General features: G+C 40.8%; 10 protein-coding genes. 6 read left to right on the top strand and 4 right to left on the bottom strand.

Annotated elements, in window-relative coordinates; all coding sequences use genetic code 11:
• The first annotated feature begins 10 nt into the window (after positions 1-10).
• Both CLW00_RS05515 and CLW00_RS05510 read left to right on the top strand, forming a co-directional pair.
• Positions 11-2,428: an alpha-L-rhamnosidase-related protein gene (locus CLW00_RS05515; protein WP_245917175.1), complete on the top strand. Its 2,418-nt coding sequence runs from the start codon at positions 11-13 to the stop codon at positions 2,426-2,428.
• A gap of 12 nt (positions 2,429-2,440) precedes the next feature.
• Complete coding sequence (locus CLW00_RS05510) at positions 2,441-3,007, top strand: hypothetical protein (RefSeq protein WP_245917174.1); 567 nt, start codon at positions 2,441-2,443, stop codon at positions 3,005-3,007.
• Here the strand turns inward: CLW00_RS05510 and CLW00_RS05505 are convergent.
• From CLW00_RS05505 to polA, 4 genes are all read right to left on the bottom strand, one after another.
• Positions 3,004-5,217 (bottom strand): DUF5916 domain-containing protein, encoded by a 2,214-nt coding sequence (locus tag CLW00_RS05505; RefSeq protein WP_106132638.1) that lies wholly within the window; start codon positions 5,215-5,217, stop codon positions 3,004-3,006. The genes CLW00_RS05510 and CLW00_RS05505 overlap by 4 nt on opposite strands.
• 130 nt (positions 5,218-5,347) lie before the next feature.
• Entirely contained in the window at positions 5,348-5,770 is a 423-nt protein-coding gene (locus CLW00_RS05500) for a secondary thiamine-phosphate synthase enzyme YjbQ (RefSeq protein ID WP_106132637.1), read from the bottom strand.
• Between the two features lie 6 nt (positions 5,771-5,776).
• Positions 5,777-7,156 (bottom strand): DNA repair protein RadA, encoded by a 1,380-nt coding sequence (gene radA / locus CLW00_RS05495; protein WP_106132636.1) that lies wholly within the window; start codon positions 7,154-7,156, stop codon positions 5,777-5,779.
• A gap of 224 nt (positions 7,157-7,380) precedes the next feature.
• Positions 7,381-10,191, bottom strand: coding sequence for a DNA polymerase I (gene polA / locus CLW00_RS05490; RefSeq protein ID WP_106132635.1), 2,811 nt, complete (start codon positions 10,189-10,191; stop codon positions 7,381-7,383).
• Positions 10,192-10,411: 220 nt separating this feature from the next.
• Here polA and CLW00_RS05485 point away from each other — a divergent pair, with 220 nt between their 5' ends.
• From CLW00_RS05485 to CLW00_RS05470, 4 genes are all read left to right on the top strand, one after another.
• Positions 10,412-10,723 (top strand): hypothetical protein, encoded by a 312-nt coding sequence (locus CLW00_RS05485; protein WP_106132634.1) that lies wholly within the window; start codon positions 10,412-10,414, stop codon positions 10,721-10,723.
• Between the two features lie 83 nt (positions 10,724-10,806).
• On the top strand, positions 10,807-11,376 hold the full coding sequence (locus CLW00_RS05480; RefSeq protein WP_106132633.1) for a non-canonical purine NTP diphosphatase: 570 nt from the start codon (positions 10,807-10,809) through the stop codon (positions 11,374-11,376).
• A gap of 18 nt (positions 11,377-11,394) precedes the next feature.
• Positions 11,395-12,027 carry a uridine kinase gene (udk, locus tag CLW00_RS05475; protein ID WP_106132632.1) on the top strand — a complete coding sequence of 211 codons (633 nt, stop codon included), beginning with the start codon at positions 11,395-11,397 and terminating at the stop codon, positions 12,025-12,027.
• A 73-nt stretch (positions 12,028-12,100) separates the two neighbouring features.
• Positions 12,101-12,466 (top strand): hypothetical protein, encoded by a 366-nt coding sequence (locus tag CLW00_RS05470; RefSeq protein ID WP_106132631.1) that lies wholly within the window; start codon positions 12,101-12,103, stop codon positions 12,464-12,466.
• The last annotated feature ends 47 nt before the right edge of the window (positions 12,467-12,513 follow it).

Genomic DNA, 12,513 nt, shown 5'->3' with positions numbered 1-12,513 from the left:
TAAATTTACTTTGTCATCATTTATTGATTTGCACATGATGTTGAGACCCTTATCTATACTATTAGGAGCTACAATCTTTTTTTCATGCCAGAATGAAGCTTCAAAGAAGCCTTTTACAGAATTGCTCAAGGACGTTGAAGGTATAAGTGGAAATGAAGAATACTTAGGTTCACCATATGTGACAGCTGGAGACAGGCTGTATATGGTAGGACATCAGGATGGAACATTCCCGGATTTGGGTTTTCATGTAGAAGGGGAAATGGGAGGAATTTGGAACCACCCAATCAAACTTATGGATGGTTTTACGGTAGCCATCACATCAGATAATAACTACTATTGCCTTAATAAAGCGGACGAATTTATCAACTACCCAATTGCAAATAAGCATATTTTCAATTCTCAGGTTCCAGGTTTGCACATAGAAAGATTTCAATTTGTACCAGATGGAAGAGAGGGGATGGTTATTGAATTTGAAATAAAAAATGTGGATAAGTCGCGCAAATCTATCCAATTTGAATTTACAGGCCATACTGACCTTTTGCCTGTCTGGCTAGGAGAGCGTGTAGGCATGATTGACTCTGTGGATAACTTGGAGTTTGATGACAAAAGACAGGCCTGGCGGGGTAAGGATGCGGGTAATGAATGGTATGTGCTTTTTGGGTCTGGCAGACCTACGAAGCACAGTGAAGAACCTTCTTCTACATGCAATTACAACCCCCAAGGAAAAGGCAAAGCTGGTAAACTTTCCTATGATCTTACGATTGCACCAGAAAAATCAGAAGTAATCACTTTTTACATCGCAGGTTCATATAAATCACAAAATGAGCTGGAGAAGACTTATGACTTGCTTCATGAATACGCTGACAACTACCTGAAAGATAAAATCACCCATTATCGAAAAATCGCTGATAAATCAAAAGTCACTATTCCTGACAAGGAATTGGAGAAGGCCTTTGAATGGGTTAAATACAATACAGAATGGTTAGTACGGGAAGTGCCTGAAATCGGGCGGGGACTCGGGGCAGGAATGCCTGACTATCCTTGGTGGTTTGGCGTAGACAATGAATATACCTTAAAAGGCGCAATCGCTACAGGTAGAAAAGACTTGGTGTACAGCACCATAGAACTTATCCACAAACTTTCCGAAAGCAACGGAAATGGGCAAGTGATACATGAGGTAAGTACAAATGGTGTCATTTTCAACCCTGGAAATATCAATGAAACTCCTCAATTTGCCTCTTTGATCTGGTGGGTTTACCAGTGGACTGGCGACAGGGCGTTTTTGGAAAAGTACTATCCATTTATCCTCCAAGGCATGGATTGGCTTATGGAAGAAAATGATGAGGATGGAAACCTCTTCCCAGATGGCTATGGTATGATGGAGATCCATGGTCTTGAATCGGAAATGATAGATGTGGCTGTCTACACACAGAAGGCATTTGATGATGTCTCCCAAATGGCTGAAGTTTTAGAAGATGCTGAAACCAAAGACAAATACAGAAGCCTTGCTTCTGAACTGAAGCAAAAAATCAATGATGAGTTTTGGGTGGCCGAATTCAACTCATATGCTGACTTTATAGGCACTACTGCGGAAGCTTTGAAAATGATAGATGCTGCTATCGTGCGGGCTGATACACTTAACAAACCTTGGGCTGTAGAAGAGCTGCAGGCAACAAAGAAAAAAGTACAGACTTATCCACGAAACCAAAAGAGAGGTTTTGTAATGTTTCACAACTGGGTAGTCAACACCCCTATGGAGATGGGGATTGCAGACCAGGACAAAGCCATTAAAGCCTTGGATAAAGGCAAAGGTTTTGTCAATCCTTTTGGTGTGTTTGTAACAGGAATTGATAGAGATGACGCCTCGGAGTATGAAGACGGCTCATTTGCAGGCAGTAAAGTATTCTCTTATACCGGCGCAGTCATGACGCTTCCTACAGGTGTACAAGCTGTAGCTGAAAATAATTATGGAAGGCCTGACGAAGCCTTAGATTACCTCAAGCGAATGACAAGGTCTTTTAGTTATGCTTTGCCGGGATCTATCTATGAAGTATCTCCTGACTATGGGATGATGGCGCAAGCATGGAACTTGTACTCTTATGCAGTCCCAATAGTCACCCAGTTTTTTGGAATTCAGCCTGATGCAGCCAATAAAGTAATAAATATTTCTCCTTCTTTGCCTACAGGTTGGAATGAGGCAAAAATAGAAAACGTAGAAATCGGCGACAATGAATTGAGTATCATCTATGAAGTGAAGGATGGTATCCTAAAAGCAGAAATCATTCAAAAATCCGGAGATTGGGAAATAAAATTCAAAATCCCAGGTGATAAAAAAGGAAAGGCGCTTCTCAATAACAAGGAAGTTGAAACCAAGGAAGGTACTTTGGTGTTTGGTGGGGGAAAGAATACTGTAGAGGTACCAAATTAACACTTACAGTCTATGTATAATCACAGTATCTACTACTTTGCAAAAGAAAAAATGGCAAATATACTTCCACAAGAAACGATTGACGATTTAGAAAAGAGACCCAAAATGGGCTTTTGGGGAATGGTAATAGAAATATTGGGTTACGCTTCACTTATCTGGCTTTGGGTAATGACTTATTATTTTCAGCATGTCGGTGCAGAAGCTGTAGCAGACGACTACAATTTTTTTGACAACCCCAGTGAGTATTGGGCCAGCAACATGACTTATTCTATCCCCATCATTGCCACGATTTTATTCTTAGGAATTACGCTTTATAACCAAAAGCCACGGATCTCGGAATATACTGTCCAGAATCAACCGGATAAAGTGGAAACCTTGGTAAAAATCAACGCAAAATTATGGAGGTGGATTAAGTTTAACCTGATACTGATATTCATTTTGATAGAATATTTTTCATTCCATAGCGGTTCAGGATTCGGTACAGGCATCCCAAAATGGTTTGTGATCGCTTTTCCTCTGTTACTCTTTGCCCCGATTATTTATATGTTTATGGAGTTTGCCAAAAACCAGCTGGATTAAATATTCAGCCAATAATTAAGCTTCATGACCAAAGCCCTTTGTTTGGGAATAAAAGAACCCGGGAAGTAATTGTCAGTATAAACCACAAATAAATCAGAGACAGGTGCATACCTCCACTGCAATCTGGTGTTGATATTGATATTGTCAATCTGATTATTGTATTGGAAAAAAGTAGTCCAAAACAGGCTTTTGGAAAAGGTTAGGTCAATTCTGGGACCGATAAGGAAAAGATCAGCATCGTTTTGCGGTTCTGGAAGTCTGATATTATTGTAGCTAAAATTCATGGATATATTGGCCAAATAACCCAATCTCCAGTTCATAGCCCCTTGCAAGGTTCTGATATCCCCATTAAAATATTCTCCAATATCACCTCTTGCAGTCACGAAGAAAGGTTTTCTGGCGTTTCCAAAATACTGAACAGAGTAAAAAGTATTCCTGTAATCAGTTCCCGAAGCAAGTGGCTCTCCACCAGTACGCGTAGGATCAAAGCCGAAAAACAGGTACGTGTAGCGGTTATTTGCAAGGAAGGTCAAGGTAGAAAGCGACTGAAACTGAATCCTATAGCTCAGAATATGAAGTTCGTCTGTCACCCCTAATTCCGGATTCCACAATGTCTCTGATTCCAGAATTGGACCATGTCTATTGATGATTTTTGATCTTGGGAAAAACTGATAACCAAACCTAAAAGCAGCTCTTTTATAATCTCTTCTTGGCGTGAATCCGACCTCTGGATTAAAATTCTCCTGTACATCTGAATAAGATGCGCTGGCCATTAGGTGCAGGTCATTATAATTCAACTGTGCATGCAGTGCGCCTGTATTATCTTTCTGATCTGCTTCAAAGGTCTTGTGATAGAAAAATTTACCTGTCCACCTATTGTCCGCAGAAGCCAAATTGTAATCTATGCCTGCAAGCCTGTTGTATTTGTCACGATCTATCACAGGAAACCCACCTTCAGGGTTCATAGTCTCTTGGTTGACCATAATGATCCCCACATTCGACCTCGAAAAAACCTTCTTTTGTAAGGCCGCTACTGAGTAGTTTTTACCCGTTATACCCAACTCAGGATCAGTTGCAGTCTGCATATTCATCAAACCTACACGCCAATCTTCGTTGAGTTTACCCGAAAGCCGACTACCAAAAAGGATCTGATTTTGTACATTTTGTCCGGTTCTCTCATCCCTTGCTACACCTATTCTTCTGGAGAAAAAAGGGCGGATCCCCAAAGTCCCAAAGTCTGCAAAAAGATCAGCGTTTTCTAGAAAAAACTGCCTTTGCTCTGGAAAGAAAATCTCAAACCTATCCAGGTTGGTTACCTGTTGGTCCACTTCTACTTGAGAAAAATCAGGGTTAATAGTCAAATCAAGGTTCAAAGCCGGCCCCATTCCGATTTTAGCATCACCTCCAAATGTTGGTTTGGCAGGATTACTGGTACCTGCAAGAAAATCCCGATCTGTCGCCATTGCGGCATATGGAATTATTGAAATGTTGGCAGTTTCCTTTTTCAAAGGTTGCTCAAACATCAATTTTCTGGAAAAAGCGAGAGAAATTATGGAGAAGTTTCTGGGAATAGGTGTCCAAGAACTTCGCTCATTATATTTAGAATCAATCCTATAAAAATTGACGTTCCAATTGACGCTTCCATCATTGTAGCGAAGTGTTGAAAAAGGAATTGCGGCTTCTACCACCCAGTAATCTTCGTAAATCTTGGCGTTGGAATACCATTTATTATCCCAAGCCAAATTAAGGTCTGACGGTATCATACCTCCATTTGCTATCAAAGACTCTCTTTGGACACCATAGGGGTTTACCCCAAACTGAAATGCGTTTGTATTGTCATTAAAGGTGTCAAAGATGAATGAAATTCCATCGTTTTGTTCCCCACGATAATCTCTTCTTAATGAGGTCGACACGTACTCATCTCTTGGGCCGAGATTATACATGACAGCGGCAATATATAGGAACTTCTCATCGAAAGCGATTTTAACCTTGCTTTGGGCATTAGCAAGTGATGAATCCGAAGGAAAAAATTGTGTAAAATCCTCTGCCCAGCCCTCTTCTTCGAGCCAAATTTCCTCGTTCAGTTCACCATCCAAAGTGATCGGGTAATCAATCTTTCTGGCAACGATCCCATCAAGATTTATCTTCCCAACCTGAGCAAAAACAGATGCACTGATACAAAAGAAACACAAAAACGCAAATAACCTCATCCTGACCTTTTTCAAACCAAATGTGAAAAAAGTGCTTTATTATGTTTAATGGATTTATATCAGAGGTAAATATTTTATGTTTGAGAATATTTCAAAGAAGCTGTTGTTATTTAATCAATAATTAAAATAACTATTCTCCGAAGAGTGTTAAGACCAAATTTCTGCTCCCTCCATGGTCTCTAAATTCACAGAGATAAATTCCCTGCCATATGCCCATGGACATTTTGCCATTCGTTACAGGTACCTGTATACTCGCTCCAAACAAGCTGCTTTTGATATGTGCAGGCATATCATCAGAACCTTCATAGGTATGAATGAATTTTCGATAATCTTCAGGGACCAAATCATTGACAAAAGTTTCGAAATCTTTCCTGACAGTAGGATCAGCATTCTCATTGATAGTCAAACCTGCAGAGCTATGCTGGATAAATACCTGAAGCATGCCCTTTTTTATTTGCCTGATTTCAGGAAATTCATCTACAATGATGTCTGTGATCAAATGAAATCCCCGTGGATAAGGTTTGAGTCTTATATGTTTTTGGAAAACCTTCATATCGAATCAAGATGTAAAAAGTCCTTGGTACATTTCTTCTAACTTGCTTACAGCCACTACCTGAATTTTATACTTTTTCAAATCAAGTCCTCTAACAGCATATTTGGAGACTACAATCCTTTTGAAGCCTAGCTTTTCCGCTTCTGCAATCCTGTTTTCGATGCGGTGCACCGCTCTTATTTCACCTCCCAAACCAACTTCACCCGCAAAACAAACATCATCCGCTACTGCCTGGTCTTCATAAGAAGACAACAATGAGGCGCAGACCGTCAAGTCCAGCGCGGGATCATCTACCTTGATACCTCCAGCAACATTGAGAAACACATCTTGCTGACCAAGACGCATACCACCTCTTTTTTCCAGTACGGCCAGAAGCATATTGAGTCTCTTCGCGTCAAAACCCGTGCTGCTACGCTGCGGAGTACCATAAGTTGCTGGACTGACAAGCGATTGGATCTCTATCAATAGCGGCCTGTTCCCTTCCATCATAGCCCCAATCGCCACACCGTTTAGCTGTTCTTCCCTTTGGGTCAGCAATATCTCAGAAGGGTTTGCCACCGGTCTGAGTCCATCTGCCCGCATTTCATAAATCCCAAGCTCATTTGTACTGCCAAAACGGTTTTTGGAGGTTCTCAATATCCTATAGGCCAAATGTCTGTCACCTTCAAACTGCAACACTGTGTCCACCATGTGCTCCAATACTTTTGGCCCTGCAATCGAGCCGTCTTTGGTAATATGGCCGATCAAAAAAACCGGCGTGGCAGTCTCTTTAGCAAAGCGCATTAGCTCTGCAGTGCATTCTCTGACCTGAGACACCGAACCCGCCGCCGATTCTACATGCCTGCTATGTAGGGTTTGAATGGAGTCAATGACCAGCACATCCGGTTGCAAAATTTCAATCTGCTCAAATATCTGCTGGGTATTGGTCTCAGAAAGCACATAGCAATTGTCAGAATGTACCTTCATCCTTTCAGCCCTCATTTTGATCTGAGACTCGCTCTCTTCCCCTGATACATAGAGGACCTTGATTTTGGACAAAGTAAGTGCAATCTGAAGCATCAGGGTCGATTTACCTATTCCAGGTTCACCGCCTATCAGCACCAAGGACCCCGGTACAATACCTCCTCCCAGCACCCTGTCCAATTCCGAATCGAAGGTTTCAGTACGTGGCGATTGGCTGAAATCAATTTCCGAGAGTTTCTTCGGCTTATTTGTCCTCTTTTCTTTCTGCTGACCTGTTTTCCAAGTACCCAATCCGGATTCTTCCTTTTGAATAACTTCTTCTACATAGGTGTTCCACTCCCCACATGAGGGGCATTTACCGATCCATTTGGGGCTTTGGGCACCGCAGTTTTGACAAAAAAATGTAGTCTTTATTTTAGCCATTGTTGAGAAGCAAGAAGCGAGCGTTTAGATGATAGAAATTAGGTAAATTTTCATTGAATAAGGATAAAGTCCTGCTTGATCAAGTAATATTCGAGAATGGAAACCTGACAGGTTTTTAAAGCCCAGAGAGTTTTTATAAAGCTTTTCTAGTCAATAAACCTGTCAGGTCTAACATCCTCTATAAATTATATCAAGGCAAGGTTAGATATAAAATACAAGTTTGATTAATGCGCTTCAAGCCAATCTTTGCCTACGCCGGTTTCCACTACTACGGGAACTTCTAGCTTAACAGCTGCTGACATCAATTTTGGGATTTCTCTTTGAAGCAATTCTACCTCCTCTTTTACTGCATCAAAAACCAATTCATCATGAACCTGAAGGATCATTTTTGACTTGAGTTTCTCTTTTTTCATCCACTGATGCACATTGATCATGGCTATTTTGATCATATCCGCTGCAGATCCTTGAATAGGTGCATTGATTGCATTTCTTTCAGCAAAACCACGCATCGTTTGGTTTCGGCTATTGATATCCCTCAGGTATCTCCTTCTTCCTAAGAGGGTCTCTACAAATTCGTTCTTCCTTGCTTTTTCAATACAATCATCCATGTAGGATTTGACAGCCGGGAATTCTTTGAAATAGGCATCAATGATTTCCTTCGCCTCTGACCGAGGGATACTCAGCCGCTGAGAAAGCCCAAAAGCGGATATACCATAGATAATTCCAAAATTGGCTGTTTTGGCTTTCCTTCTCATATCTGAAGTCACCTCATCCAATGGCACTTGGAATATTTTAGCTGCTGTGGTGGCATGGATATCTCTTCCGTTTTTGAACGCTTCGATCATAGATTCGTCTTTGGAGAAGGCTGCCATGATCCTCAACTCAATCTGGGAATAATCAGCCGCCAATAGCACATGGTTTTCATCCCTTGGAACAAATGCCTTTCGTATTTCTCTCCCCCTTTCGGTACGAATAGGGATATTTTGTAAATTGGGATTGATTGAAGAAAGCCTACCCGTAGCCGCTACAAATTGGTTATAGGTAGTGTGCACCCTTCCCGTCTTAGGATTGATCATGGTAGGGAGGGCATCGACGTAAGTTGATTTCAGCTTGACAATCTGCCTATATTCCAAGATTACCCTTGCGATTTCATGTTCAGCAGCCATTTTACTCAGTACTTCTTCACCGGTGGCAAACTGACCTGTTTTGGTTTTTTTAGCTTTGGGATCTAGGTCCAGTTTCACAAAAAGAATTTCTCCCAATTGCTTAGGAGAGGAAAGGTTGAATTCCTGACCCGCCAGTTCATATACCCTTTTCTCGATTTCCAGGCTCTCTTTTTCCAATTCCTTGGACATTTCCGCCAAGCTTTCGGTATCTATCCTTACACCTTCAAACTCCATTTCGGTCAAAACAGAAATGAGTGGATTTTCGACTTCATGAAGGAGCTTTTCCACGCCATTTTCTTTGACCAATGGGTCAAGCTTTTGCTTCAACTTAAGTGTAATGTCAGCATCTTCTGAGGCATACGCTACCACTTCGTCCACATCTACATCCCGCATGTTACCTTGATTTTTCCCTTTTTTCCCAATCAAAGACTCGATAGACACCGGCTTATAATTGAGGTATTGTTGGGCGAGCCAGTCCATAGAATGCTTGCCTTCAGGCTCGATGAGGTAGTGTGCCAACATGGTATCATACAGCTTACCACGTACATCCATCCCATAGTTTTTCAGTACCAAAAGATCATATTTCACATTTTGACCTATTTTGGTAATGTTTTCATTTTCAAAGACAGCCCTAAACAGCTCCAGTTTTTTCTTTGCTTCTTCCTGATCTTCTGGAAAAGGAATATAAAAAGCTTCTCCCGCTACATAAGAAAATGACAAACCCACAAGTTCGGCTTCATTGGGATTCAATGCGGTAGTTTCAGTATCAAAACAAAACTCATCCTGACGCTCTAAGTAAGCTATCAGTTCCAATATATCCTTTTCTCCATCCACCTTATGGTAGTCATGGGCAGTAGTCAAAATACTATCGTTCAACAAAGGTGCTGGAATGGGCGCTTCTTCCGGTGTATCTTCAGCCTCGACTTCAGCTTCGCCTGTAAACAAGCCCAATTGCTCTGAAACCTTCAATTGGGGTTTTTTCATTTTTTCCCCAAATACCCTCTGTGTGAGGGTCCTGAATTCAAGTTCTGCAAAAAGTGCCTTCAGTTTTTCTTCATCAGGTCCATCATAGCGCAGTGATTTTTCATCGAAATCAACCGGCACATCTATCTTTATAGTAGCCAATTCTTTAGAAAGTAGACCTTGCTGTGCAAAATTTACTACATTTTCTTTTTGCTTGCCCTTAAGGTCATCTGTATGCTGGAGCATTTCCTCTATAGTGCCATATGCCTTGAGCAACTTGACGGCTGTTTTCTCTCCTATTCCGGGAATGCCAGGTATATTATCAACAGCATCACCCATCAGTCCTAATATATCCCTGACTTGATCTGCATTTTCAATATCCCATTTGGCACAGACCTCCTTTGGCCCCATTATGTCCACACCGTTCCCCATGAATGCAGGCTTATAGAGGTAAATGTGGTCCTCTACTAACTGTCCATAATCTTTGTCAGGGGTCATCATATACACCACAAAACTCGTCCTCTCTGCTTTTTTAGCGATGGTGCCAATAATATCATCCGCCTCAAAACCATCCAATTCCAAGACGGGAATATTGAAAGCCTCCACTATTTGTTTGACCCAAGGAATACCAATTTCTATATCTTCAGGCTGTTCTTGCCTATTGGCCTTGTATGCTTCAAATTGAATATGTCTAAAAGTCGGTGCTTTTGTATCGAAGACTACAGCTATATGACTGGGCTTTTCTTTTTCAAGCACTTCAAGAAGTGTATTGGTAAAACCCAACATTATACCTGTATTCAGGCCTTTGGTATTGATTCTTGGATTCTTGGAAAATGCAAAATGCGCCCTGTATATCAGTGCCATTGCATCTAGAAGGAATAATTTTTTATCTCCTTTGGAGGACATAGGTTGATTTTTAGAAGGAATGGAAAATTAAAATGCAATCGAAAAAAGCATTTTCGAAGGATGGCTAAATTACAAATAATAATGAAAAGGATATGGAAGAGAGATCTTCATATTTTCCAAAACCTATATTATTTGAAACAGGGGAGGATAGAGTTTGGTCTAATTGTTGGTTTACAGTCAATATATATTTTAATATTTCATTCACCTAAATAAATACCTTATGAAAAAGTTAGTGTATTTTTTGTCGGTAATGTTTTTGATGGCTGCCTTTGTGCCAGCTACCACGGCAAAAACCCCTAAAAAAGAAAAACCGGAACTTACTGAAGAACAACAGACGAGACTGGTAGAGATCGAAAATAGGGTAGAAGAGATTAAATCCTCAGGTTTCTCTGACATGAGCAAAGAAGAAAGAAAGGAAATGCGGGATGAACTCCGAGAGCTTAAGAAAGAAACCCGTGAAATTGGTGGCGGATTTTACCTATCGGTAGGTGCAATCATCATCATACTGCTGCTCCTGATTCTACTTACCTAGTAAGAAGTAACCCAGATTATAGATCCCCCACCTTAAATGGGGGATTTTTTATTTCTTGAGCTTTTTGATCATATTTACAAACTATGAAAATTTGCTTTGCTACCAATAACCTCAAGAAAATAGAGGAGGTAAAATCAGCCCTTGGCCCTGAGTTCACTATCGTTTCCTTGTCAGAAATAGGTTGTCATGAAGAATTACCCGAGACAGGTGACACCCTAGAACACAATGCCTTCCAAAAAGCCCGTCACGTCTTTGACCATTATGGCGTAGACTGTTTTGCAGATGATACGGGACTTGAAGTAGATGCGCTTGATGGCGCTCCAGGAGTGTATTCAGGCAGATTTGCAGGAGAACCTAGGAGTGACGAAAGGAATATTGACCTTCTCTTGAGTAAATTGAAGGGGCAACAGAATAGAAATGCAAGGTTCAAAACAGTAATAGCTTTAATTCAAAGTGGTAAGGAAAGCAGCTTTGCTGGAATTGCTGAAGGAGAGATTTTACATGAAAGAACTGGAAAAGGAGGCTTTGGATATGACCCGATCTTCAGACCGAATGGCTTCGGAAAAACCTTTGCAGAACTAAGCTTAGAGGAGAAAAATGAAATCAGTCATAGAGGTAAGGCTGTAAAGGAATTGGTAAGGTTTCTAAAATAATCCCTATTTTTGTCCCCCATGAAGAAGCCCTTTATTGTAGGAATTACCGGTGGCAGTGCCTCAGGAAAAACACTTTTTTTGGATAAATTATTACACACATTCGAACCTGGACAGGTTTGTCTGATATCTCAGGACAATTATTACAGACCGAGACACCTGCAACCAATTGACGAGAAGGGAGTTCACAATTTTGATACACCGAATTCTATAGATTTTGAACAGTATGCGGACGATATCCGGAAAATCGGGAATGGAGAAACGGTCTATAGGCAGGAGTATACTTTCAACAACCCCAACAAAAAGCCCAAAACACTGGAGTTTGCTCCAGCCCCTGTGGTAGTCGTAGAGGGTATTTTTGTGTTATATTATCCAGAATTGGCAGATTTACTGGATTTGAAGATTTTTATAGATGCCAAAGAATACATCAAACTCAAAAGGAGAATTGTCAGAGATAAGGTAGAAAGAGGCTATGACCTGGACGATGTGCTTTATCGCTATGAAATGCACGTTATGCCCACTTATGAAAAGTACATAGAGCCATTCAAGCATGATGCTGACATCATTGTCCCCAATAACAGAAATTTCGAAAGAGCCCTCGATGTAATAAGAGTTTACCTCAGAGACAAGACTGAGAATGCCCCTAACTTATAGAATAACAGGTATTTAACTTGTTTTTACAAGAATTCTTTCCATCTCAATACTATTTGCTATATATTTGCGACCCATGAACAAAAGTCAGCAACATATCAACATCTGGAAGCAAAGGGTCAGCTTGATCCTGGTGCTTGCATTTTGCATGTTGGTCACTGGTGCTGAATATGTCCAAACTCCTAACCCTGAGACCAACTCAGAGCAAAAGGATTATTCAGAGGATCAAAGTGATAATTCTGAAAGTCAGACTTTTTTAAATGTTGCCGTCGATGCAGTAGTGCCATTTGTGACAGTAGTCGGTCAGCAGATTTTTTACCTGATATATGAAAATCTTAAAATTGAAAAAATAAACGTTTCAGGTCCGGCCTTGTCCCTACCTGTAAACCTACCCTATTGGGAAATCCTCCTCGAAAGGATTATTTCTCCCAATGCACCCTGATCTTTTTTTTTCTCCGCTTTCAGGCCAATTTTCATTGGTCAAATCAA

It is taken from the genome of Mongoliibacter ruber, from assembly GCF_003003005.1.
GTDB lineage: Bacteria > Bacteroidota > Bacteroidia > Cytophagales > Cyclobacteriaceae > Mongoliibacter > Mongoliibacter ruber.
This window is presented reverse-complemented; position numbering and strand designations above follow the sequence as displayed.

Bases quoted from the DNA above. Each gene is read 5' to 3' on its own strand.
- CLW00_RS05470 (WP_106132631.1), top strand. From the start codon at position 12,101: ATGAACAAAAGTCAGCAACATATCAACATCTGGAAGCAAAGGGTCAGC.
- CLW00_RS05505 (WP_106132638.1), bottom strand. From the start codon at position 5,217: ATGAGGTTATTTGCGTTTTTGTGTTTCTTTTGTATCAGTGCATCTGTT.
- polA (WP_106132635.1), bottom strand. From the start codon at position 10,191: ATGTCCTCCAAAGGAGATAAAAAATTATTCCTTCTAGATGCAATGGCA.
- CLW00_RS05480 (WP_106132633.1), top strand. From the start codon at position 10,807: ATGAAAATTTGCTTTGCTACCAATAACCTCAAGAAAATAGAGGAGGTA.
- CLW00_RS05500 (WP_106132637.1), bottom strand. From the start codon at position 5,770: ATGAAGGTTTTCCAAAAACATATAAGACTCAAACCTTATCCACGGGGA.
- CLW00_RS05485 (WP_106132634.1), top strand. From the start codon at position 10,412: ATGAAAAAGTTAGTGTATTTTTTGTCGGTAATGTTTTTGATGGCTGCC.
- radA (WP_106132636.1), bottom strand. From the start codon at position 7,156: ATGGCTAAAATAAAGACTACATTTTTTTGTCAAAACTGCGGTGCCCAA.
- udk (WP_106132632.1), top strand. From the start codon at position 11,395: ATGAAGAAGCCCTTTATTGTAGGAATTACCGGTGGCAGTGCCTCAGGA.
- CLW00_RS05510 (WP_245917174.1), top strand. From the start codon at position 2,441: ATGTATAATCACAGTATCTACTACTTTGCAAAAGAAAAAATGGCAAAT.